A 21,737-nucleotide genomic window follows, 5' to 3' on the forward strand; every position below is an offset into this window, starting at 1 on the left:
TTCATGCTGGCAGCAGGGTCTGACAACGGGCCGCGCGACAAGGTTCGTCCCGTCCCGTCCCGACCCGACCCGGCCCGGACCGTCACCAGAGGCGGGCGCCCCGCCGGGCCAGGTACCGGTAGGGATTGATGTCCGAGCCGTAGCCGCGCCGGGCCCTGATCTCCAGATGGAGGTGGGGTCCGGTGGCGCGGCCGGTGCTGCCGCTGCTTCCGAGCCGCGAACCGGCGCCGACGCGGGCGCCCTGCCGCACCCGGATGCGGGAGAGGTGCCCGTACACCGCGTAGTGCCCGTCCGGCATCCGCACGGTGACGGCGTTGCCGTACGCCCCGGACCAGCGGGCCAGCACCACGACTCCGCCGCCCACCGCGTATACGGGGGTGCCCCGCGGGACCGCGAGGTCGACTCCGGTGTGGTGGCCCGTGAGCCAGTTGCCGCGCACGCCGTAGCGGGTGGTGACCCGGTAGCGGCGGCGCAGTGGCAGTTTGAAACGCCGGGGCGGGCCGCCCTGTTCGAGGCCGCGGGCCTCGTCCTGCGGGACTTCCGCGTCGCCCTGTGCGAGGGCCGCCTCGAACTCGGCGTCGTAGGTGACCGCGCAGGAGTCGTCGGGCTGTGGGCCGTCCCAGGGCGAGTCCGCTCCCACGGAGAAGGCTCCGCCCGTCAGCAGCACCGCTGCCATGCCCAGTGCGTCACGTCGTGTGGTGCCCGCTCGGCGCGGGTTTTCTATGTCGTAACCCATCTACGTCAGCAGACCGTCCGGAACCGGGGAACGCACGTCGGCTGGGCCATCCGGTGGACATGGCCCCGGTGTGTCCACCTGCCGCCAGGAGCACCAATTCCCCCATAACTGACCGGACTGGGGCCGAGTACGAACAGATATTGGACGTGTTTCAAACGTCGTGACGATACTGACAACGCGTCGCGCCCGACGAGCCCTTGCCGGGTTTCCGTATTGCTGTGCACATCAAGGGGGTTGTGCCTCGCATGACGACGTCAGGACAACGGGAGCAGGGAGACGCGTTCGCTCCGGCGACGGAACGCTCCCTGGAGTCGGGGTGGAACGCGTCGATGGAGAGGACCGGACACACGCCATGGACGCCGCGGAGACCACGGCTCTCCTCGACCGGGTGCGCGGTACGGCGCAGGAGCTCTCCCGCACCTCGGCCGAGGTCGACCGCGGCCGCATCGCCCCGCACCGCGGCTACCGCCTGATACGTGAGGCCGGACTCCTGAAGCTGCTGGTGCCCCGGCAGTTCGGCGGCGCGGGGCTGTCCTTCCTCGACTACACCAAGGTCCTGGAGACGCTGGCCGTCGGCGACGCCGCGACGGCCATCGGATTCCACACGCACAACGTGGCCATCGGCTCGCTGTGCGAGACCGGCGGATCCGAACTCCCCGTTGCCGCCGACCGGTTCCGCTCCTGGCTCTTCGCCCAAGTGGTGGAGAGCGACGCGATGTTCGCCTCCGCCACGTCCGAGACGGGCTCCGGAACCAGGCTCCGCGACATTCGGGTCACCTACCGGCGGTCCGGCGACGGCTATGCGCTGAAAGGCACCAAGTCCGCGGTGTCGCCCGCCGGGATCGCCGATCACTACGTGGTCGCGGCCCGTGCGGAAGGTTCCGTGATCAGCGACAGGGTGTCGCATTTCGTGGTCTCGAAGGACGATCACGGCGTCGCCTTCTCGGACCCCGGCAACGCGCCCGCGCTGCGCGGCACGTGGACCGCCACCATGACGATGAGCGACGTGCCCGTCCCACGGCACCGACTGTTCCTCGGTGCCGAGGGGCTGTCCCTGTTCCGGCTCGTACGGGAGCCGCACTGGGCTGTGTCCGGCTGCCTCGGCGCGCATCTGGGCATCGCGGAGTCCATCCTGAGGTCGATGGTCCGTCTCCTGCGGGACGACGAGCTCCGCCGCTCCTCGTCGGCCATCCAGGCGGACGTCGGCCGGCTCGCCGTCGACCTCAGGGCGGCCCGCTCGCTGGTCTACTCCGCCGCGCGGCTGGTCGACGAGGAGAAGGGCACCCTGGAGGCCGACACCGCGGTACACGCGGCGAAGTACTGCGTCGGCGAACTGGCCCCTCGCCTGGCCCTGGCCGCCGTACGGATCTGCGGCCCCGACGCCCTGCGAAGACCGAGCCCGCTCGAACGCCTGCTCCGCGAGGCCGCCTTCTGCTCGACGCTGCCCGCGGGCCCCGAGGAATGCCTGCGGTACGTGGGCCGGTCGACGCTCGGCTTCCACATGGGTGATGCGGAGAACTCCGACTGGTGAACGCATGGGTGGCCCCGGGAAAGGGCCATCAGGCCTGGCCCTTCCCGTCAGTACACCGTCCGTACCGGTGTTCCGGCGTCGCCGCCCGCACGGCACCGTCGCCGACTCCAAAAGCACCGGCCCCACTTGGGACCCATGCCTCGGCCGTACGGTCTGCCCTAGGGTCGGCCGTGAAGTCCGTCCGACGGGCGCGCCCGGCGTGAGATGCGGATACGGTGCTGACGTGCTGATCGAGAAGGAGGGGCCCATGCCTGGAACGGTGCTGCTCGTCGCGGCTGCCCCGGTGGGCAAGGGGCGACTGGTGGACGCGGCCTCCGTGCTTCCCGTCCTCGCGGCGGTGCCACCCCAGACGCTCGCCGGAACGCCGACCGCGAGCATCGTGGAACTGGCCGACCCCCTGGACCCGCAGACGGTCCTCACCCGGCTGCGCGCGGCGGCCATGGCTCCCGGACCCCTGACGATCTACCTCATCGGTCAGGTCCATCTTGACCGGCGCCAGCGGCAGTTGCACGTCGCGCTCGCCAGGACCACCACGGCGACCGTGCGCTACACCGGGTTCCCCTGGCACTGGATCACGCAGGAGCTGCGGCTGCGCCCGGCGGGCACCACCACGGTCCTCGCCGATCTGCACACCGACCCCGAGAGCTGGCAGGCCCTCACCGCGCATCCCCTCGACGCGGGCCCGGCCGTGGCGCTCTACGGCCGCATCGCGCCGCCGTCCCGGCGCCGCACACCAGCGACCCCCGCGTACATGAAGGCCCTCGCGACCATCCTGCGCAGCGGTCACCGCCCGCCACTCCTCCAACTGCACCAGCACGCCGCCGCCCAGAGCCTCGGCGAGGACGCCCAGGACCTCCTGCCGGTCCACGACCCGGGCGCGCCTCCGGCCGCCGCACCCGTCCCCGCCCCGCCTCCTGCGCAGCAGGCCGACGCGGGCATGGACCCGCACGCGGCGATCACCGCGGCCGTCGAGGCGGGCCGGCACAGCGAGGCGTCGGCCCTCGCGGCCTCGTGGGAGCAGAGCGCGCTGCGGATGCACGGGGCGGGTTCGAAGGAGGCCATCCACTGGATGGAAGTACGGGCGGACCTGGCGAGGTTCGCCGGGGACCCGGCGCGCAGCTGCGAGACGTGGCTCGCGGTCGCCTCGGCCCGCCTCACGGCGGGACAGGCTCCCGACTCCCCGGAGGTGGAGGCCGCGGCGGACCGCGCCCATCACCTGTGGGACCGCGTACGCGACCCCGAGGCCGTCCGCGGCCTCGGGCCCGCCCTGGTCGCCCTGCGCCGCCGGGTGCCCGGCCGCCAGCGCGGCACGCTGCTGCTCGCGCAACGGCGCCTCGAACAGTTCCACACCCAGCAGGTCGGCTGAGAGCCTGTGTTTGAACCCCCGGCAGCCGCCGGGAACCGGCCGCGTCAGAGCGCCGTGCCGAAGGCCTGGGTCCACCACGGCCCGCCGGAGCCGTTGTTGATGCCCACGCCCAGCTCCTTGAAGTCGCAGTTGAGGATGTTGGCGCGGTGGCCGGGGCTGTTCATCCACGAGTCCATCACCGACGCCGGGGACCGCTGGCCGCGGGCGATGTTCTCCCCGTACGTGCTCCAGCGGTAGCCGGCCGCGGTGATGCGGTCGCCGGGGTCCGTGCCGTCCGGGCTGGTGTGGTCGAAGTAGTCGCGGGCCGCCATGTCGGCGGAGTGCTTGGCGGCCGCCGTGGCGAGCTTGCCGTTGGACCGGACCGGGCCGCAACCCGCCTTGGCGCGCTCGGTGTTGACCAGCGCGACGACCTGCACGGCCGTGCCGCTCGGCTTCGACGGCGCGGGTCCCGGCGCCTCGGACGTGGGCTTGGGCGTCGGCTTCGGCTTGGGCTTCGCGGCGCTGTGGCTCGGGGAGGGCTTGGTCTTCTTCTTCGACTTGCTGGGTGACGGCTTGGAGCTGGGGGACGCGGAGCGCGAGGGGGAGGCGCTCTTCGATGCCGGAGAGGGAGTGGGGGAGGCCGGTGCGGCGGCGGTGGACGGCGCACTCTCGTCCGTCTCCGGGCCGGTGAGGAGATGCACCGCGGTGCCGCCGATGCCGAGCGCGAGGACCGCGGCGGCCGCCCCGGTCGTACGGCGCCGGCGTCTGGCCCGGTCGCGGCGGGCCTGCGTCCGCGCGGCGACCGGAGCCTCCTCACCAGGAGCGGGGGCGGCCGCGGCGTGTCCGACCTCGACGAGGTCGGGCGGGACGACCAGGGCGGCGAGCGCGGCACCCACCGGGACCAGACCGAGCCCGACCAGCAGGCCCTCGGCGGGGACCAGGTTCGACCAGTGGCCCTCGCAGGCCGCGCAGTCGCGGGCGTGGCGGGCCAGCCGCTTGCGCCACAGGGCCGAGGGCACGCCGTCCCAGCCGGCCGTGATCTGCCGCAGCACCGGGCACGGCGGGTTGGCCGCCAGGGCGCGGACGACGACGCGAGCCGTCTCCAGCTGCGCCTTCATCCGCTGCACCCGCACCGCCGCGTGCTGGGATGACAGCTCGAGGGCCTCGGCGACCTCCGCCCGCGTGAGCTCGCCCGCGGACTCCAGCCACCACAGCGACAGCAGGGCCCGGTCGTCCTCGTCCAGCCACCGGGTGGCCTCGGCGGTCTCCCTGCGCTGCCCCGAGAGCCCGAGCCGCGTGATGGTCAGATCCACGAAGTCCGCACCCGGATCCACCACGTCGTACCCGTCCGCGAGGCCGGCGCCGGTGGGTATCGCGGACGAGGCGCGCTCCCGCCAGTGGCCGCGTATCTGGTTCATGGTGATGGCGACCAGCCAGCTGCGGAAGTTCTCCGGACCGCGCAGTCCGTCCAGGCCGCCGAGGACGCGGAGCATGGTCTCCTGCACCACGTCGTCCACGTCCGCATGGCCGTTCAGGGCCCGTCCGACGATGTTGTAGACGAGGGGCAGGTACTCCGCGACCAGCGCGTCCTGCGCCCGCTGGTTCCCGTCCTGCGCCGCTCTGATCATCGCGATGTGGCGTTCGCTGCTCACGCTGTGACCACTTTCTGTGTGGGGGGCTGTCTCCTCCGTCGTAGAGGAGACGCCCTGCGCCCACCTCGATAACAGAAACCGTGGGGCGGGGTCTGCTGACCGTATCGAGTGAAGTCCGACCCTCGACGTGAGGTCGAGGCCACGATGTCAGAGCGAGCCCGGCAGGACGAACAACCCCAGGTCACGAGCGGCGCGACCACGCTGATCCCCAGGCCAGGCTCCAGACCGGGCCCAGGCCGTGAGCCCGGCGTGACGGTCGCGCACCCGGTCAGCTCCTGCGGGAGGCGGCCCCTACGCAGCCGCCCCCCACCGGCCGACCGGTCAGCGCCGCCGGAAGGCGACCTCCGGGTTCCCCGGCGTCGGCCCGTCGAGCAGCGGCTGCGGGACACCGCGCAGCTGCTGCTCGAAGAAGGCTCCGACGTACGCCCGGGTGATCCGCTCGGAACGCTCACCGGACAGCGGCACCTCGGGATCGTCCACACCGGCCTGACCCGCCAGAACGGGCACGTCGGTGAACGTGAAGTGCCCGGAACCCCTGACGGTGAGCCAGCGCTTCCAGCCGTCGAGCCCCTGCCACGCCTCGTCCCAGTTCTTGCCGTCCTCGACCCCCGGCGTGTGCTGCACCTCAGTGCCCAGCATCAGGAAGGGACGGCCGCCGATCGAGTCGGGCCTGACGTGGAAATGGCCGTCCATGTTCATGCCCGCCCGTACCCGGGGATCGGCCGCCATGGTGGCGAGCGCGGCGGAGCCGCCTATGGAGTGCCCGCCCGCGCCGATCCGCCCGGGGTCGATCATGCGGGCAAGCCGCCAGGACGCTTTTCGGCCGGTCAGCCGGTCGATGACGTACGAGAGATCCTTCGCCCGCCCCTCGGTGGCGATCTCGCCGCCGCCGGGCTCCTCGACGGGGGCGCAGGCCCGGCAGGTGAGCATCCGGCCGCCGGGGAAGGCCGTGCCGACGGACTCGTAGGCGTGGTCGACGGTGGCCACCACGAAGCCACGGCTCGCCAGATCCTCGGCGAGGTGCGTCAACGTGGTGCGGGGAGCGGTGAACCCGGGAGAGAGCACGATCAACGGGAACCGTCCAGGGGCGGGCTTCGCCCCGGCGCGCGCGAAGGTGCGTGTGGAGCTGTACGCGGCCGCGGAGATCCGCGCGTCCACCTTCCACCACTCCAGCAGGAGCCGGGCCTCCTCCTCGGAGGTGTACGAGGTGGGGCTGCCGCCGCCGTGCCGCCCGGGGTAGTACACGGAGACCATCAACTCGCGCGCGCCCGCCGAGGGCACCCAGGGGTCACGGCGGCTCTTGTCGACGAGATGCAGGGTGTCGCGCCCCACCCCGAACAGGCCGGTGGGGCGCGGCAGATGGAGCTCCGCCGTCGCCGGATCACTCGCAGAGGCGCCGACGCGCCCGGCGCCGACACGCACGGCACCGGTGCCGCCGGAACCTGCGGCGAACGCCGCCGACCCGCCCGCGACCGTCAGGACGACGCCGAGGGCGACGGCGGAGACAAGGGTGCGCCTGTGCACGGAAGTTCGGATGGCTGTCATGTCAATGGACGCTATGACAGGGGGGATGGCGCGACGTCAGCCTGCGGTAGCACGCACATGCAGACTTCAGAGGTACGCGGGGCGGGGGCATCCGCTTCTGGTACGACGGCGACCCGGCCGAATCCCGCGCTGTCGCGTGTGTGTGGGCGTCGGGTCCCGGCGTGGATCACCGGCGTGTTGTCGACCCGTGGTGTTGTCCACGCGTAGGGAGATGGGCGAGTGTGCTGTGTCATGGACTGTGACCGGCACGACACCGTGCTGCCCCTGACCAGACGTCAACTATTCGTCGCCGCGGGCGTTTCCGGGGCGGTCGCCGCCCTGGGGGCCGTCCCCGCACCGGCCCGGCCGCGCACCACGGTGCCCCTCTCGTTCACCCGGGTCACGAACGGCTCCGCCACGCTCTCGCCCGCCGCCGACCGGCTGGTCGTCGAGGCACAGGCCACCCTCTGGTCGCTGCCCCGGAGCGGCGGCGAGGCGGTGCCGCTGACACCGGCGGGTCTGGAGCCGAACCGGCCGGTGTACGCCCCGGACGGCACGTCAGTCGCGTTCTGCGCCTACCAGGACGGCGGATTCCACCTCTGGACGATGCACGCCGACGGCTCCCGGCTGCGGCAGCGCACCGAAGGCCCCTGGGACGACCGGGGCCCCGCCTGGTCACCCGACGGAACGCGCATCGCCTTCGCGTCCGAGCGCGGCGGCGATCCGGTGCGGGGCGGCTCGTACCGTATCCACGTCCTCGACCTCGCGAGCGGTGAACTCACCCGTGTGACCGGGCTGCCCGGCCAGGACGGGCCGCACCAGGACGGGCCGTGGGAGGACTTCGACCCGACCTGGTCGCCCGACGGCGAGCGGATCCTGTTCGTGCGCGGAAAGCCCGTCACCACCCCGCAAGGCTCCTCGCTCGACGCCAGGACCATCGCGGCCGTCCCCGCCGAAGGGTCGGGCCTCGTCACCGTCATCCACACCGAGACCGCGTCCGCGCAGGTCATGACGCCTGCCCTGGCCCCGGACGGACGCCGCGTCGCCTACCTCAGGACCACCCCCGCACCCCACGCCTCCTGCACGCTCGTCGTCGACGGTGAACCTGTCGACCTGACCGGCGACCTGGCTCCCGTGCCGCCCCGCTGGACGGCGGACGGGAGACTCCTGCTCACCCTGGACGGCCGCTTCACACTCGTACGTCCCGGCGTACGTCCCGGCGGTCCGGGCGAGCCCGAGGTGATCCCCTTCGAGGCGACCTTGCCGGTGGACCGCCCCCATTACCGGATCAAGGAGTACGACCTGGGCCTCGGGCGGGCGCGCCCCACGCGCGGTATCCACCTGCCCGCACTGTCGCCGGACGGACGGCAGATCGCCTTCGCCGCACTCAACTCGCTCTGGCTCGCGGATACATCCGGCGGACGCCCGCCCCGCAGGGCGCACCGGGCGGCGGCCACCGGCTATCTGCTCGGCCCCACCTGGACGCGGGACGGAAAGTCCCTGGTCTACGCCGACGACCGCGACGGGCTGCTCGGCGTCTACCGCCGCGACCTCGCCACCGGCGCCGAGACCGCTCTGGCCTCCGGCGGCCGGGTCCATCCGGCCCTCTCGCCGGACGGCACGCGGCTCGCCTGCCTGGACATGACCGGACGCCTCGTGGTGCGCGAGCTCGCCTCGGGCACCGAACGCGTCATGGTGGAACCGCTCGGCGGCGGCGGGCTGCCGGGCAGACCGAGCTGGTCGCCCGACGGCCGCTACCTCGCGCTCTGCGACCGCAACCGCCTCAACCACCGCTTCCGGGAGGGCTACAACCTCATCCGGATCGTCGACACCGCCACCGGAGCGGACCGCCTGCACGCCGTCGCCCCGCACGCCTCGCTCTCCGACCGGTACGACTCCGGACCCGTCTGGTCCCCCGACGGCCGTCGGCTCGCGGTGATCGTCGAATCCGCGCTGCACCTCCTGCCCGTCACCCCCGACGGCACGCCACGCGGCGCCCTGCGGATGCTCTCCGCCGAACCGGCCGACCACCCGTCGTGGTCGGGCGACTCGAAGACACTCCTCTACCTGTCAAGTGGCCGCCTGCGTCTGATCGGAGCCGACGACGGCCGTCCCCGCACGGTGCGCGTCCCCCTGGACCGGCGCAGGCCCGAGCCCGCCGACCTGGTGGTGCACGCCGGCCGGCTGTGGGACGGTACCGGGGACGAGGTGCGCGAAGACGTCGACCTCATCGTCCGCGGCGGCCGCTTCGCTTCCGTGCGCCCGCATCGGCCCGTCGGCCGTACCGCCGCGGGCCGACACGTCGACGCCTCCCGGCACACGGTCGTCCCCGGCCTGTGGGACACGCACACCCACCCGTGGCAGACGACGTACGGCGGCCGCCAGACGGTGGGCCAGCTCACGTACGGGATCACCACGGCGGTGTCGCTGGGCGGCTTCGCGTACGAACAGGCCCGCGTCCGCGAAGCGGTGGCCGCGGGCGAGCTGGCCGGACCCCGCCTGCTCACCACCGGCGAACTCCTCGATGGCGGCCGTGTCGCGTACAGCATGGGCCGCGCGCACCGGAGCAGGGCGGCACTGAGGCGCTCCCTGGACCGCGGCGCGGCACTCGACTGGGACTTCGTCAAGACCTATGTGCGGGCGCCGGGCTGGGTGATGGAAGAGGCGGCGCGGTTCGCGCACGAGAAGCTCGGGGTACGGGCCGGGAGCCATCTGCTCTCGCCCGGCATCCAGCTCGGCCAGGACCTGACGACACATCTGCAGGCCACCCAGCGCGCGGAGTTCGGGCACGCCGTCACCGCCGGCGGCCGCGCCTGGGACGACGTCATCAAGATCTACAGCGCGCACGGCGCCGCCTTCTCGCTGATCGCCACACTCTTCACCTCGGCGCCTCTGCTCGGCGCGGACCCCGGCCTCGCGGACGACCCGCGGGTCACCGCGGTGATGCCGCCGTGGGACGCCGCCGCGGTGAAGGCCGGGGCAGGCGTGCCGCCCAGCGCGGCACAGCTGGCCACACTCCGCAGGGAGACCGACATCTACCGGCGCGTCCTCGCCGCCGGCGGCCAGGTGGCCCTCGGCACCGACCAGCCCCTCGTCCCTGTGGGCCTCTCGCTCCACCTGGGGCTGCGCGCCCTGCACAGGGGCGGTCTGTCACCGGCGGCGGCCCTGCGCACCGCGACCGTACTGCCCGCCAGGGTGTTCGGCCTAGACCGGCACCTGGGCACCGTCGAGGCCGGGAAGATCGCCGACGTGACGATCGTGGACGGCGACCCGTTCACGGACTTCGACACGATGGTGCGGACGGTGTCGGTGCTCCGGGGAGGCACTCCGTACCGGACCGAGGAGCTGACGGACGCGTTCGAACCCCGGCCGAAGGGCGGGTCAGGTGCGGGCGACAAGGACGAGGCGTACTGGCTGAAAGCGGGACACCTGATGCGCAGGGACGGCTGCTGCGCGCCGCAGCTCTGAAGACGGCTGCCGCTCAGCGCAGATCTGAACAGCAGGCCGTCGTTTCCCGGCGGCCTGCTACCGCTCCCCGGCGGCCTGCTACTCGAAGCGCGAGGTGTCGCCCGCCCCCCGGCGGACGATTTCCGCCTCGCCACCGGAGAAGTCGATGACGGTGGTGGGCTCGGTACCGCAGTCACCGGAGTCGATGACCGAGTCCACGAGGTGGTCGAGGCGCTCCTTGATGTCCCAGCCCTGGGTCAACGGCTCCTCCTGGTCGGGCAGGAGCAGCGTGCTGGAGAGCAGCGGTTCGCCCAGCTCGCCGAGCAGTGCCTGGGTGACGGTGTGATCGGGGATGCGCACCCCGACGGTCCGCTTCTTCGGGTGCATCATCTGGCGCGGCACCTCTTTGGTGGCGGGCAGGATGAAGGTGTAGCTGCCGGGCGTGGCCGCCTTGATCGCGCGAAATACGTCGTTGTCCAGGTGCACGAACTGCCCCATCTGCGCGAAGCTCTCGCACATGAGGGTGAAGTGGTGGCGGTCGTCGAGCTGGCGGATCGACCGGATGCGGTCCATGCCGTCGCGGCTGCCGAGCTGACATCCCAGCGCGTAGCAGGAGTCCGTCGGATAGGCGACGAGCGCGCCGGATCGGATCCCGTCGACCACGCTGCTGATGCTGCGCCGCTGGGGGTTGTCGGGGTGCACGTCGAAGTACTTGGCCATTCGGCGAGTCTAGGCGACCGGCCCGGGCCTGCCGGGGCTCCCCGACACCTGTGTGGCGAAGGGGGTGACCGGCGAACGTGTGAGGGCCCCGCTGGGGCCGGGCGTCAGCGGGGCGCCTCCAGGGTGTGTCGCAGAGCCTTCGCGAAGGCTTCGGGAGCGCCGTGCTGCCCGAACTCGCCCCCCAGGAAACCTCCATGATGGCTGGGGAACACGGCGAGCTCGCCGCCCAGTCCGTCGGCGATCGCGGCGGCCGCGCGAGCGGCGAACTCGCCCTCCGACTCCTGGCCCGCCGCGATGACGATACGGGTGGACGCGGCACGCAGCGCGGCGAAGTCCGGCCGGTAGCCGGTGCAGCCGAGGAGGTTCTGGCCGAGCAGCGGGTCGTCCCGCGTCCCGTCGTCCTCGCTCGGCAGACCGAAGTCGGCGGGGGAGGGCACCGGCTCGTCCGCCCAGTCGGCCGGGAACGGCCCCTTCCGGCTCGTGACCGCGATGAACTTCGCCATCGCGGGGCCCATCCCCTCGCGCAGATAGGTCGCATGCATGTCCGCGCAGACCGCGAGCATCACCTCTCGGTCGGGGACCACCTGGGCCGTCGGCGGTTCGTGGGCGACGAGGGTGCGCACGAGGTCGCCGTGCCGCTCCACCAACGCGAGGGAGTTGACGGCGCCCCCACTGCTCGCGAACACGTCGACGGGGCCCGCGCCGAGCGCCTCGATCACCTGCCGGAGATCGTCCGCGTGCTCCTCGGGAGTCGTCTGCGTGGCTCCGTCGGTACGGGAACTGCGGCCCACTCCGCGCGGGTCGTAGGTGACGACGGTCCGCTCGGGGAAGTGGGACGCCAGCGTGTCGAACCCCGCCGCGCTCATGGGCGAACCGACCAGGAACAGGGTGCCGCCGCCGTCGCCCTCTGTGGCACCGTCGCCGCGACCGGCGCGGATGTCGTACGCGAGTGTCGCCCCGGCGGTGGCGAGCGTGCGGGTTTCTGCCTCGGCCATCACTGTCTCCTCGATGTCTGCGGTCTCAGGAAGTAAGACCGCCGGGACCGCCGGAAGTCATCGGCTGGCTCTGTTCACGCGCAAAGTCAGAACCTCGGCCCTGGTTCGGGAGGCGCCGACCGTCGGGCCGCCGATCGGCGCGTAAGAATCCGATACCGGGGCTTGAGGCTGCCGCAACGTAAGCCTTTACCGTCCTAAGCAGGGCCGGAGATTCCGGCCCTGTGGAACACGTGTGAGGGAGGCGGCGATGGCCTGGTCGATCGCGGAGGTCGCCCGGATGTCGGCCGCGTACCAGCGGGCGGCAATCGACGCATACGCCGCAGCTCGGTTGCGCTGAGCGAGGACAGGGCCGCCGCCACGGGGGTGCGGCGGCCCTGCCCGGTGGGGGGACCTGCCGATTCCGTCGGCAAAGGGTCCGCAGCTGTCGAAGAAGACCCACCCGATGCCCAGCGACGACGCCGCCCGCCGGGTGCTTTCGGGCCTCATGAACATCGACCCTGCCCCCCCGCGAGTCGGCCGTGCGATCAGGTCATGTCGATGAAGTCGAACAGGTTCCGGTTGACCGCGTCGGCATGGGTGATGAAGATGCCGTGCCCTGCCAGGGGGTACTCCTTGTAGCTGTTGTCCGGCACCAACTCGGCCATGCGCTGTCCGCAGAGAGCGACGGGAGCGGAGGCGTCGGCGTCCCCGTGCAGGATCAGGGTCGGCACCCGTATCGCCGCGGCCTCCTCGCGCAGATCGGTGCAGAGACCTGTCCGGACCACCTCGTGGGCGGCCTTGGCCGAGCAGTCGAGGCACTGCCGCACCGTCCACTCCATGAGTTCGGCGGAGATGCTGTTGCCCAGGTGCGTGGCGAAGAACGCCTGCGCGTTCTGGGCCATCCACCTCGGTCGGTCCTTGGCGCGGTCGGCCGCCATGAGGTCGAGGATCTCCTGGCCGACGCCCTCCGGGTTGTCCGGCGTCCGCAGCATCAACGGCGCCGTGGCCCCGATGAGCACCAACCGGCTCACCCGGTCGTAGCCGTGACGGGTGAGGTAACGGATCGCCTCCCCGCCGCCCATCGAGTGCGCCACGAGGGTCACATCCCGCAGGTCGAGCCGCGTGAGCAGCGCCGCGAGGTCGTCGGCGAGGGTGTCGTAGTCATAGCCGTGCCCGACCCAGTCGGAACGGCCGTGCCCGCGTCTGTCGAACGCGACGCAGCGCAGGCCTTTGTCTGTCAGCGGCAGCATCTGGAACTCCCACGAACTGCTGCTCAGCCACGCCCCGGCGACGAACACCACCGGCTTGCCCTGTCCCCAGTCGGTGTAGAAGAGGCTTGTCCCGTCGGGTCCTTCGAAGTACGGCATGGAATGAGTCCTTCCGGGGGCGATGAGTCGTGCTCGCGCTCGCTGTCTTCGCGCTGTGACGACTCTGGCTCACCGGAGATCAAGGGGTCGATTACCCGGGAAGTAAGAGCCCCGCTCTCCGGAGGCCTGAGGGCGATGGCCCGAGGGGGGAAAGAAGGAGCCCCGGCTGGACGGGGGAGACCAGCCGGGGCCGTGAAACGTGGCGAGCGGAGGGCGGTCGCCTCTCGGCGAAAGGCTCCATGGGGCTTCAGCCGAACGATCGTCCCCATGGGCTATAGGTGAGGCCCGGGGACACTGTCCCCTCCGCAGCCACACTGAAAAGAACGACGCCCCACCCCGGGTTGTTCCGGACTGACCGCTACATACGGGGTGACGTGTGACACACGGGACAGAAGTCGGTTCGGGGCAGGTCACGGGCCCCTCCGGCTACCCGCCTCGGCGGCCTGCTCCGGGTCCATCATGGCGGGCAGGAACATCGCGTCGAACGGACTGAACCGCCGCGCGATGGAACGCGCCCTCGACCAGGCCTGACCGCACACCGGGCCAGGCGGTCCGTGCACGCCGGGCAGGCCAGGTGTGCCGAGTGAGCCGTGCACGCCGAGCGACAGCGCTAGCCGAAGGCGATCGAGCAGACCCCGCCGCCCCTCTGCCAGAATCGCCCCATGGCCGACCACGACGCGGATCAGGAACACGGATACCTGCTCGACAACCGGCAATCGGAGGCAGGAACCCGGTTCACGGCCCTCAGCGAGCTGTTCGATCCCGTGACGTTCCGCCACATCGACCGGCTCGGACTCACGGCAGGCATGCGGTGCTGGGAGATCGGCGCCGGCGGCCCGTCCGTACCCCTCGGACTGGCCGAACGAGTCGGACCCACAGGCACGGTCACCGCCACCGACATCGACGTGTCCTGGACCCGGGGGATCGCCGACGACGTGATCGAGGTGCTGCGCCACGACGTCGCGGCCGACCCGCCGCCGCCCGGCGGCTTCGACCTCGTCCACGCCCGGCTGGTCCTCGTGCACGTGGCCGACCGCGCCGAGGCCCTGCGCAGAATGGTCCGGGCGTTGCGCCCTGGCGGGTGGCTGCTCCTGGAGGACGCCGACCCGGGGCTGCAGCCGCTGCTGTGCCCGGACGAGTCGGGCCCCGAGCAGCAGCTCGCCAACCGGTTGCGCACCGGCTTCCGTACCTTGATGGCAGCGCGCGGCGCGGACCTCGCCTACGGACGGACCCTGCCCAGACTGCTGCGCGAGGCCGGTCTCGACGACGTGCGGGCCGATGCGTACTTCCCGATCACTTCGCCGGCCTGTGTCGTCCTCGAAGCCGCGACCGTGCGACAGATCCGCCCGCTCCTGGTGGCGAAGGGGCTCGCCACCGAGGAGGAGATCGACCGCCACCTCTCGAATGTCCTCACCGGCCGTCTCGACCTCGCCACCGCCCCGATGATCTCCGCGTGGGGGCGCAGGCCATAGCACCCCACCGCCTCCCCACCCGGCACGTGGTCGAAGATGGAGCCATGGCAGGGGAAGTGAGCGAGATCGTTCTGAGCAAGGAGGATCTCCGTGAGGTCACCGCGTTCGCCGCGGCGTGCGCGGAGGTCGTACTCGGTCTCTTCGAGGCCGACCGGCCGGACGACCCGCGGCCCCGGGACGCGATCGGCGCCGCCCGGCAGTTCGCCAGGGGCGGCGAGCGCGGAAAGTCGCTGCGCGACACGGCGTGGGCAGCGCTCAAGGCGGCCAAGAGCACGGACACGGCGGCCGGGTGCGAGGCGGCTCGGGCCGCGATGGCCGCGGCCGGCGCCGCCTACCTGCACCCGCTGGCGAAGGCCACCCAGGTGAAACACATCCTCGGCGCGGGCGCCCACGCGGCCAGAGCGGCGGAACTGGTCGCCGGTGACGACCGGTCCGTCGGCGCCGAACGCGTCGCGCAGGCGGTGCGCTGTGCGAGCCCGGTCGTGGTCGACGTGCTCAAACGGTTCCCGGCGGCGCCGGGCGGTGGGGGACGGACCGGTGAGCTGATCCGGCTGCTGGACGACGACCTGCGCGGCCGCTGACCGCCCCTCGGGGTGCGTACCGGCCGGGTTGCGTACGGGCCGCCCCGCGCGGTGCGGCCGAGCAGGGAAGCGGTCGGAATATCACGTGCCGTGTCGCCGCCGGAGGCGCAGACTCGCTCCATGGCGGACATGAGGTCGTTCCGGGATGCGGTCGGCTGCTGGGCGCGCGGCGGCAGGGTCAACGGCGGCTGGGCGAAGGGCGGTTCCGGCGGGGCGGCGAGCGAGCTGGCCGTGCGTCTCGGGGTGCGGACGGCGGTGCTGCTTGAGGGGCCGAGCGACTTCGAGGCCGTCGAGGCGCTGGCCGCGCGGCGCGGCCGGGACCTGGCCGCCGAGGGGGTGTGCGTCCTACCGATGGGCGGGGCGATGAGCGTCGGCCGCTACGCCGGCCTGCTCGGCCCGCCCGGCCTCGGCCTGCGCCTGGCCGGACTGTGCGACAAGGGCGAGCAGCGCTTCTACGACCAGGGCCTGGAGCGGGCGGGAGCTTCGCGGAAGGGCTTCTTCGTGTGTGTGGCGGACCTGGAGGACGAACTGGTCCGCGCGCTGGGCACGGCAAGGGTGGAGGAGATCGTCCGCGCCGAGGGCGACCTCCGCGCCTGGCAGACCTTTCTGCGCCAGCCCGCACAGCGCGGCGGGCCCAAGGACCAGCAGTTGAGGCGTTTCCTCGGCACGAAGAAGGGCCGCAAGATCCGCTACGGCCGCCTCCTCGTCGAATCCTTGGCCCCCGAACAGGTACCGGCTCCGCTCGACGACCTCCTCACGAGCCTGTGACCGCGACGGCCGATCCCCGCGGTGGTTGTCAGGAGAGGAGCGAGCGGCCCGTGGGCGCCAACCGGAGGACATGCGGGGCCGCATGTCCGCCTCGGAGATCATCGCCGGCGGGAGGGGGGCTACCGACTGCTCGACGCCTCGGCTCGGTCCAGCCCCGCAACCCGCGCCCCCTGATGTGCCCGGTCCGTCACTCCGGCCGCAGGCTCAGGACGAGCTCGCGCGGCAGGCCGTGCGTGTCGTGGAGATAGAACAAGTCCTCCTCGCCGAGCGGGCCCTGGAACCGGGGCCGGGACAGGATCCGCCGTCCGCGTTCCAGAAGCCGACGGAACCGCTGCTCCTCCTCCAGCAGGATCCCGCGTACGACCACGGGGTCCGTGTCCTGACGGAAGTGATCCAGCGTGTGCAGGATCAGCTCGCCCGGCAGGTCCCCGAGGTAGCGCGTGGGATCGTCACGCCACAGGACGGTGAGCAGGCGTCGTACCAGCCGTCGCAGCACGTACCCGCGGCCGGTGTTGGCGGGCCGCACCCCGTCGCCGATCACCACCACGGCCGACCGGAGATGATCGCAGACCAGCCGCAGGGACGGAACGTCCAGCTGCCACAACCCCGGTACGAGCTGTCGCCACGGGGCGAAGACGTCGCACTCGAAGACCGACTGCTTGCCCTGCACCAGCGAGACAAGGCGCTCCAGGCCCATTCCGGTGTCGACATTGCGCTGAGGCAGCGGCACGAGCGAACCGTCGTCGAGCCTGCGGTAGCGCATCGTCACGTGGTTCCAGACCTCCACCCAGCGGTCGTCCTGGGTGGGCGTCGACCGCGGCGGGATGTCGCCCGTCCACAGGAAGATCTCCGAATCGGGACCGCACGGGCCGGTCGGGCCGTTGTCCCACCAGTTGTCCTCGGTGGTCGGCTCCACCGGGACTCCGAGCTCCTCCCACACGTCCGAGGAGGCGGTGTCCGGGCCGGTCCGGTCGTCGCCGCCGAAGACCGTGGCATGCATGTGCCGCGGATCGACGCCGAAGCCCTCAGTGAGCAGCTCGTATCCCCAGCGGAGGCTCTGCGGCCCTTCGTAGTCGCCGAGTGACCAGCTGCCGAGCATCTCGAAGACGGTGAGATGCGTCGGATCACCCACCTCGTCCAGGTCCGTGGTGCGCAGACAGCGCTGCACATTGACCAACCGGTTGCCGAGGGGGTGCGGGCGTCCCTCCAGGAAAGGAGTGAGGGGGTGCATGCCCGAAGTGGTGAACAGAACGGAGTCATCGGACGGCGGCAGCAGGGTCGAGCCGGTGATCCGCTGGTGTCCGCGCTCCTCGAAGTACTCGACGAACGTGCTCTGGACGCGGTCGGTGGTCAGCCGGTCGGTGTCCATACGGCCGGTGTTCATGCGGCCGGTGTCCATGCGGTCGGTATTCATGGGATGGCTCCTTCGCAGATACAGCGGGGAGGCACCGGACGACGGTCCGCACAGAGGGTGGTTCGCGGCGCGAAACCACAGAGCCATCGGCGGGCCGTTTCCGGTCGCCGATGGAAAAAGGGAAAGACGTCAGACGGCGGCAACCGGCGAGCTGGTCGCTCGCGCGGTCGCGGTGAGGCCTGGGCCGATGACGTTCATGCGGCCGACGATAACGCGCCCGTCCCACCGCGTCACCCGCTTTTCGCCGAGGCATCCTCAGGGGGAACGTGGACGGCAGCGCTGCAGCTCGGGGACCGCTCTGCCGGTCGTGAGTTCGTCCGCGACGAGTCGTCCGACGTGGGGGCGAGCGTGACGGCGGAGTGCATGACCACGACGTAGACGGATCGGTCGCGCGTCGCGTATCCGATGACGGGGCCGTGGGCGGGCATGGGCCGTCTGCTGGTGCGGCAGTCCCACATGCGGCACTGCTCGCTTCCCCGGAAGGCCCTCCGCAGGTGCCGGAGCGCGATGTGTCCCGCTTCCTCGGGCGGCGCTGTTCCGCCTGCGACGTACGGGACGACCAGCAGGAGGTCGCCCTCCCGCACCTCGCGGACCTCGAAGTCGGAGCAGGCCACGATGGTCCTGACCAGCCCAGGAGGTGCCGTGATCCGCGCGAGGGTGGCCGGGGAGGCAGCGATGGCAAGGTCGACGGAGAGCGGTTCGCAGAGCTCGGGAACGCCGGTTCCGGCCGTGAGTACGACGGTTGCGGCGGCGTGGAATCCGGCCGACGACAGCACTCCGTCGACACGGCCACCGGTCACCCGCAGAGCGGAGACGGCGGTCTCGTGGAGAACGGTCGCCCCATGGGCACGAGCGGAAGCCACCAGTGCGCGGGACAGCCCCGTCGGATCGACGCCCGCATCGCTCGGGGTGTGAAGGGCCTGGCGGGGTGGGTTCCGCAGGTTGGGTTCCAGGGCCGCGATGTCGCTCCGCCCGACGAGGAACTGGCCCGGCGCCGGCCGTAGGTCCCGATCCGGTACGTCGGCCAAGGTGAGCGAGCCGGTCCGGCGGACGGCCACGCCCGGCAGCTCGGCCTCCAGGCGCCGGTGGTCGGCCAGGACGTACGCACGGAGGTCCTTTGCGCCACCGGGCCAGCGGCGTCCCGAATCACCGATCCAGGCGAAGGAGTTCCGGGTGACCCCGGAGGCCGGTGCGGGTCCTTGTTCGAGCAGGGTGACCGGGACGCCCCGACGGGCCAAGTGGTACGCCACCGACGAACCGGCGATCCCCGCACCGACGACAACAACGGCTGACATGAGGCCACGGTCGGGCCACCGCAGCGGCGGCGCAACGCATTTTGCCGCGGCCCGTCCTCGGCCCGGCGGCCGGCGCCGCCGCCCAGGGCGTACTCCCGGGCGTACTCCCGGCCGAGGCGAGGACTCCGTACCCGATGGCGGCACAGAGCAGATGACCCACGATGGCTCCGCTCCAGGAACCGTGATCCGTACGGCTGAGCGATGTGATCGCCCGATCGTGAGTTCTCGCGATCCCGGTGCGGGCGGGACGCGATGCTCGACAGGCCGGTGGGTGACCGGCGTCGAGTGAACGCGCACCGGGTGGGGGACATAGGCATGCCACAGGAAGAGGAACAGCGACGTCCGGGCCTGGACGGCCAGGCCGTGCTGCTGGTGGCCGGGCTGGCCGATCTGGCGGTGAGCACGGTGGGTTCGGCCCTGGGCGCGGTGCGGGGAGCGCTGCGCCGCTCCGACACCGCGGAGCTGGCGGCGGATGCCGAGCGCGACCTTCTGGCGCGCGGGCGCCTCGCGCTGGACCGGTACGCGGCCGCGCCCCCGGCCCATCTGGAGATCCTGGCCCGGCGCGCCCTCGCCCGACGGGCCGCCGATGACGAGTGACCGGTGGGAGCCGGACGCGCTGAAGACCCGCGTCGACGACACACTGCACCGCTTCGTCGCCGAAGAGGCGGACCGACTGGCGGAGATCGACCCGCTCCTGGGCCCGGTGGCCGGGCAACTGGAGGCCGCGGTCGCGGACGGCAAACGGCTGCGGTCGGCATTCTGTTACTGGGGCTGGTGTGCGGTGGGGCAGCCGGACAGCGACGCGCTCGTACGGGCCGCGGCCGCCATGGAGCTCGTGCACGCGGCCGCGGTCGTGCACGACGACCTAATCGACGACAGCCCGCTGCGGCACGGGCGGCCCACCGCCCACAAGGCCCTGCGCACCGCCGTACGCGGACGCCCGCGCGCCGACGCCGCGGCCGGGTCACTGGCGATGCTGGTGGGAGACCTGCTGATGGCGCTGGCCGGACAGCTCTTCGCCACCAGCGGTCTGCCCGCCGCGTATCTGGCCCGGGCCCGCCCGCTGTGGTCGGCGATGGCCCGTGAGCTGATCGCGGGCGAGTGCCTGGAGATCCTCCGTACCGGAGCCGACCCGGACACCACGGCGTCGCTGAAGGTGATCCGCTACAAGACCGCGAAGTACACGGTCGAGCAGCCCCTGCTCATCGGCGGGGCCCTGGCAGGGGCGGGGGCGCGGCTGCGTGAGGGCTATCGCGCGTACGGGCTGCCGCTCGGGGAGGCGTTCCAGCTGCGGGACGATCTGCTCGGCCTGTTCGGGGACCCGGGCGTGACGGGCAAGGCCAACGCCGACGACCTGCACGGCCACCGGCCGACGGTCCTGCTGGCGGAGACCTGGCGCCTCGCCGGCGACGACGAGCGGGAGCGGCTCCGCGCTCTCCTCGGCCGACGCGACCGGAGCGGGGACGGGCTGCGGGCGGTGCGCGAGCTGATGCTCGGGCTCGGGGCGCCCGCCCGCATCGAAGACATGATCAGTGCCCGTGTCGAGGAAGCGCTCGACGCCCTGCACGAGTTGGACGTGCCGTCGCACGCCACCGCCGCCCTCACCGCGCTGGCCGGTTCGGCGGCGCTCCGCCTTTCCTGAAGCGGCCTCTCCCTCTCTCCTGACCCCGCCTCTCCATGGAAGCCGAGGAACCTGCCATGACCTGCACCGAGGCATCGATGAACACCCTGCGACAGGCCGGTGACGAACTGGCCGACGCCACCGTCGCCGCACTCTTCGAACGCGGTCAGGTGGGCACGTTCAACACCCTGATGCGGTACGTCTCCACCGTCGACGCCCCCTTGCCGGACGGGCTCCCCGACGTCGCGCGCGAGTACCTCGAGGCCACCCGTGTCCCGCCGGCGTGGGTGGACTGGGGCGAGATGGAGAAGGCCCGCCTGTTCTTCATCGACAACAGCGTGCACATCTCCACCGCACTGTCCTTCGCAGCCATGCCCGCCTGCTACGTCGTTCCGCACGTGGCGAAGCTCCTTTCAGCCACCCACGGACTGAAGTACCCCTCCAAACGGATGGCGGAGACCGGGCAGTTCACCGTCTACCTGATGCGGCCCGACGCCTTCGAGAGCGGCAGCCGCTTCATCCCCGCGGCCCAGAAGGTCCGCCTCCTGCACGCCTCCATCCGCCACCACCTCGTACGCGCGAACCGGTGGGACACCGACGCGCTCGGCACGCCGATCTGCCAGGAGGACTTGATCGGCGGGCAGATGTTCTTCTCAATGCTCGTCCTGGACAGCCTGCACCGCCTGGGCATCCACATGTCGACGGAGGGCGCGGAAGCGTACTACTACGCCTGGCGCGTGGTCGGAGCGATGCTCGGCGTCGACCAGGACGCCGTCCCCAAGACCCTCGACGAGGCCCGCCACTTCCTCGACCTGTACATGGTCCGGCACATGGGTCCTTCCGAGGAGGGCGCGCATCTGACCCGGCAGCTCATCGACCTCTACGAGGAGGTGGTGCCCGGGACCCTCTTCGACCCCATCGTCTCCGCCCTGATCCGCCACCTCGTCGGAGACACCTGCGCCGACTGGCTCGCGGTGCCGCGCACCCCGTGGGACACCGTCGTCAGGGCCGTGCCCCACCTCCTCGGCGTCCTGGAGAGCATCGAGGACCGTTCCCCGCTCGGGGCCTGGGCACTGGACCGCCTGGGCCACCTCACCAGCGTCTTCGAACTGTCCTCGCTCACCCGCGGGCGCGTCATGCACTACGCCATTCCCGAACAGCTGAAGAAGGAGTACGGCGTCTCCCAGACGGTGACCCGCACCCACCGGTGGACCCCGCCCGCCGCCACGGTGTGAGGCGGGCCGCACCCCGGTCGGCGCGGACGTGCGCGACCAGGAGCGCGGCGCATCT

17 protein-coding genes are annotated in these 21,737 nt (G+C 72.0%); 9 read left to right on the forward strand and 8 right to left on the reverse strand.

The genetic code is table 11. The features are described 5' to 3' along the window. Positions 1-82: 82 nt before the first annotated feature. Positions 83-676, reverse strand: coding sequence for a M23 family metallopeptidase (locus tag ACFVYL_RS30800; protein WP_389721735.1), 594 nt, complete (start codon positions 674-676; stop codon positions 83-85). A gap of 376 nt (positions 677-1,052) precedes the next feature. On the opposite strand from ACFVYL_RS30800, the gene ACFVYL_RS30805 reads away from it, so the two are divergent. Together ACFVYL_RS30805 and ACFVYL_RS30810 are read left to right on the forward strand one after the other, a co-directional pair. Next, the gene (locus tag ACFVYL_RS30805) at positions 1,053-2,267 is read left to right on the forward strand and encodes an acyl-CoA dehydrogenase family protein (RefSeq protein ID WP_389721737.1); all 1,215 of its coding nucleotides are present in this window, start codon (positions 1,053-1,055) and stop codon (positions 2,265-2,267) included. 247 nt (positions 2,268-2,514) lie between these two features. Beyond that, positions 2,515-3,633: a hypothetical protein gene (locus ACFVYL_RS30810; RefSeq protein WP_389721739.1), complete on the forward strand. Its 1,119-nt coding sequence runs from the start codon at positions 2,515-2,517 to the stop codon at positions 3,631-3,633. Between the two features lie 44 nt (positions 3,634-3,677). Here ACFVYL_RS30810 and ACFVYL_RS30815 read toward each other — a convergent pair whose 3' ends face one another. Then, a complete protein-coding gene (locus ACFVYL_RS30815) occupies positions 3,678-5,264 on the reverse strand; it encodes a sigma-70 family RNA polymerase sigma factor (protein ID WP_389721741.1) in 1,587 nt (528 codons plus the stop codon). Between the two features lie 321 nt (positions 5,265-5,585). Beyond that, a complete protein-coding gene (locus tag ACFVYL_RS30820) occupies positions 5,586-6,809 on the reverse strand; it encodes an alpha/beta hydrolase family protein (protein ID WP_389721743.1) in 1,224 nt (407 codons plus the stop codon). 231 nt (positions 6,810-7,040) lie between these two features. On the opposite strand from ACFVYL_RS30820, the gene ACFVYL_RS30825 reads away from it, so the two are divergent. Continuing rightward, positions 7,041-10,256, forward strand: a complete 3,216-nt coding sequence (locus tag ACFVYL_RS30825) for an amidohydrolase family protein (protein WP_389721745.1) — start codon at positions 7,041-7,043, stop codon at positions 10,254-10,256. A 78-nt stretch (positions 10,257-10,334) separates the two neighbouring features. Here the strand turns inward: ACFVYL_RS30825 and ACFVYL_RS30830 are convergent, their stop codons facing one another. From ACFVYL_RS30830 to ACFVYL_RS30840, 3 genes are all read right to left on the reverse strand, one after another. Further along, positions 10,335-10,955: an L-threonylcarbamoyladenylate synthase gene (locus tag ACFVYL_RS30830; protein WP_361733066.1), complete on the reverse strand. Its 621-nt coding sequence runs from the start codon at positions 10,953-10,955 to the stop codon at positions 10,335-10,337. A gap of 104 nt (positions 10,956-11,059) precedes the next feature. Further along, the gene (locus tag ACFVYL_RS30835; RefSeq protein WP_389721747.1) at positions 11,060-11,950 is read right to left on the reverse strand and encodes an alpha/beta fold hydrolase; all 891 of its coding nucleotides are present in this window, start codon (positions 11,948-11,950) and stop codon (positions 11,060-11,062) included. A 524-nt stretch (positions 11,951-12,474) separates the two neighbouring features. Next, positions 12,475-13,296 carry an alpha/beta fold hydrolase gene (locus ACFVYL_RS30840; RefSeq protein ID WP_389721749.1) on the reverse strand — a complete coding sequence of 274 codons (822 nt, stop codon included), beginning with the start codon at positions 13,294-13,296 and terminating at the stop codon, positions 12,475-12,477. Between the two features lie 662 nt (positions 13,297-13,958). Here ACFVYL_RS30840 and ACFVYL_RS30845 point away from each other — a divergent pair. The 3 genes from ACFVYL_RS30845 (at position 13,959) to ACFVYL_RS30855 (ending at position 16,117) form a co-directional block, all read left to right on the forward strand. Beyond that, entirely contained in the window at positions 13,959-14,768 is an 810-nt protein-coding gene (locus ACFVYL_RS30845) for a class I SAM-dependent methyltransferase (RefSeq protein ID WP_389721751.1), read from the forward strand. 44 nt (positions 14,769-14,812) lie between these two features. After that, positions 14,813-15,349, forward strand: coding sequence for a putative immunity protein (locus ACFVYL_RS30850; RefSeq protein ID WP_389721753.1), 537 nt, complete (start codon positions 14,813-14,815; stop codon positions 15,347-15,349). 120 nt (positions 15,350-15,469) lie between these two features. Then, positions 15,470-16,117, forward strand: coding sequence for a TOPRIM nucleotidyl transferase/hydrolase domain-containing protein (locus ACFVYL_RS30855; RefSeq protein WP_389721755.1), 648 nt, complete (start codon positions 15,470-15,472; stop codon positions 16,115-16,117). Positions 16,118-16,304: 187 nt separating this feature from the next. Here ACFVYL_RS30855 and ACFVYL_RS30860 read toward each other — a convergent pair whose 3' ends face one another. Next, complete coding sequence (locus ACFVYL_RS30860) at positions 16,305-17,486, reverse strand: alanine--tRNA ligase-related protein (RefSeq protein ID WP_389721829.1); 1,182 nt, start codon at positions 17,484-17,486, stop codon at positions 16,305-16,307. A 275-nt stretch (positions 17,487-17,761) separates the two neighbouring features. After that, entirely contained in the window at positions 17,762-18,826 is a 1,065-nt protein-coding gene (locus tag ACFVYL_RS30865) for an NAD(P)/FAD-dependent oxidoreductase (protein ID WP_389721757.1), read from the reverse strand. Positions 18,827-19,141: 315 nt separating this feature from the next. Here ACFVYL_RS30865 and ACFVYL_RS30870 point away from each other — a divergent pair, with 315 nt between their 5' ends. The 3 genes from ACFVYL_RS30870 to ACFVYL_RS30880 are packed head-to-tail and all read left to right on the forward strand — an operon-like array spanning position 19,142 to position 21,682. Next, positions 19,142-19,423, forward strand: a complete 282-nt coding sequence (locus tag ACFVYL_RS30870) for a polyprenyl synthetase (protein ID WP_389721759.1) — start codon at positions 19,142-19,144, stop codon at positions 19,421-19,423. Further along, positions 19,413-20,468: a polyprenyl synthetase family protein gene (locus tag ACFVYL_RS30875; protein ID WP_389721761.1), complete on the forward strand. Its 1,056-nt coding sequence runs from the start codon at positions 19,413-19,415 to the stop codon at positions 20,466-20,468. Before ACFVYL_RS30870 ends, ACFVYL_RS30875 begins: the two co-directional genes overlap by 11 nt. Before the next feature lie 56 nt (positions 20,469-20,524). Continuing rightward, positions 20,525-21,682: an oxygenase MpaB family protein gene (locus ACFVYL_RS30880; protein ID WP_389721763.1), complete on the forward strand. Its 1,158-nt coding sequence runs from the start codon at positions 20,525-20,527 to the stop codon at positions 21,680-21,682. Positions 21,683-21,737 lie beyond the last annotated feature (55 nt).

Source organism: Streptomyces sp. NPDC058308, from assembly GCF_042880275.1.
In the GTDB taxonomy this organism is placed as follows: Bacteria; Actinomycetota; Actinomycetes; order Streptomycetales; family Streptomycetaceae; genus Streptomyces.

What these genes read in the sequence shown, in the direction of transcription:
- ACFVYL_RS30840 (WP_389721749.1), bottom strand. Translation starts at nt 13,296, where the DNA reads ATGCCGTACTTCGAAGGACCCGACGGGACAAGCCTCTTCTACACCGAC.
- ACFVYL_RS30865 (WP_389721757.1), bottom strand. Translation starts at nt 18,826, where the DNA reads ATGTCAGCCGTTGTTGTCGTCGGTGCGGGGATCGCCGGTTCGTCGGTG.
- ACFVYL_RS30875 (WP_389721761.1), top strand. Translation starts at nt 19,413, where the DNA reads ATGACGAGTGACCGGTGGGAGCCGGACGCGCTGAAGACCCGCGTCGAC.
- ACFVYL_RS30855 (WP_389721755.1), top strand. Translation starts at nt 15,470, where the DNA reads ATGGCGGACATGAGGTCGTTCCGGGATGCGGTCGGCTGCTGGGCGCGC.
- ACFVYL_RS30880 (WP_389721763.1), top strand. Translation starts at nt 20,525, where the DNA reads ATGACCTGCACCGAGGCATCGATGAACACCCTGCGACAGGCCGGTGAC.
- ACFVYL_RS30820 (WP_389721743.1), bottom strand. Translation starts at nt 6,809, where the DNA reads ATGACAGCCATCCGAACTTCCGTGCACAGGCGCACCCTTGTCTCCGCC.
- ACFVYL_RS30810 (WP_389721739.1), top strand. Translation starts at nt 2,515, where the DNA reads ATGCCTGGAACGGTGCTGCTCGTCGCGGCTGCCCCGGTGGGCAAGGGG.
- ACFVYL_RS30825 (WP_389721745.1), top strand. Translation starts at nt 7,041, where the DNA reads ATGGACTGTGACCGGCACGACACCGTGCTGCCCCTGACCAGACGTCAA.
- ACFVYL_RS30845 (WP_389721751.1), top strand. Translation starts at nt 13,959, where the DNA reads ATGGCCGACCACGACGCGGATCAGGAACACGGATACCTGCTCGACAAC.
- ACFVYL_RS30850 (WP_389721753.1), top strand. Translation starts at nt 14,813, where the DNA reads ATGGCAGGGGAAGTGAGCGAGATCGTTCTGAGCAAGGAGGATCTCCGT.
- ACFVYL_RS30860 (WP_389721829.1), bottom strand. Translation starts at nt 17,486, where the DNA reads ATGGACACCGACCGGCTGACCACCGACCGCGTCCAGAGCACGTTCGTC.
- ACFVYL_RS30835 (WP_389721747.1), bottom strand. Translation starts at nt 11,950, where the DNA reads ATGGCCGAGGCAGAAACCCGCACGCTCGCCACCGCCGGGGCGACACTC.
- ACFVYL_RS30830 (WP_361733066.1), bottom strand. Translation starts at nt 10,955, where the DNA reads ATGGCCAAGTACTTCGACGTGCACCCCGACAACCCCCAGCGGCGCAGC.
- ACFVYL_RS30800 (WP_389721735.1), bottom strand. Translation starts at nt 676, where the DNA reads ATGGCAGCGGTGCTGCTGACGGGCGGAGCCTTCTCCGTGGGAGCGGAC.
- ACFVYL_RS30870 (WP_389721759.1), top strand. Translation starts at nt 19,142, where the DNA reads ATGCCACAGGAAGAGGAACAGCGACGTCCGGGCCTGGACGGCCAGGCC.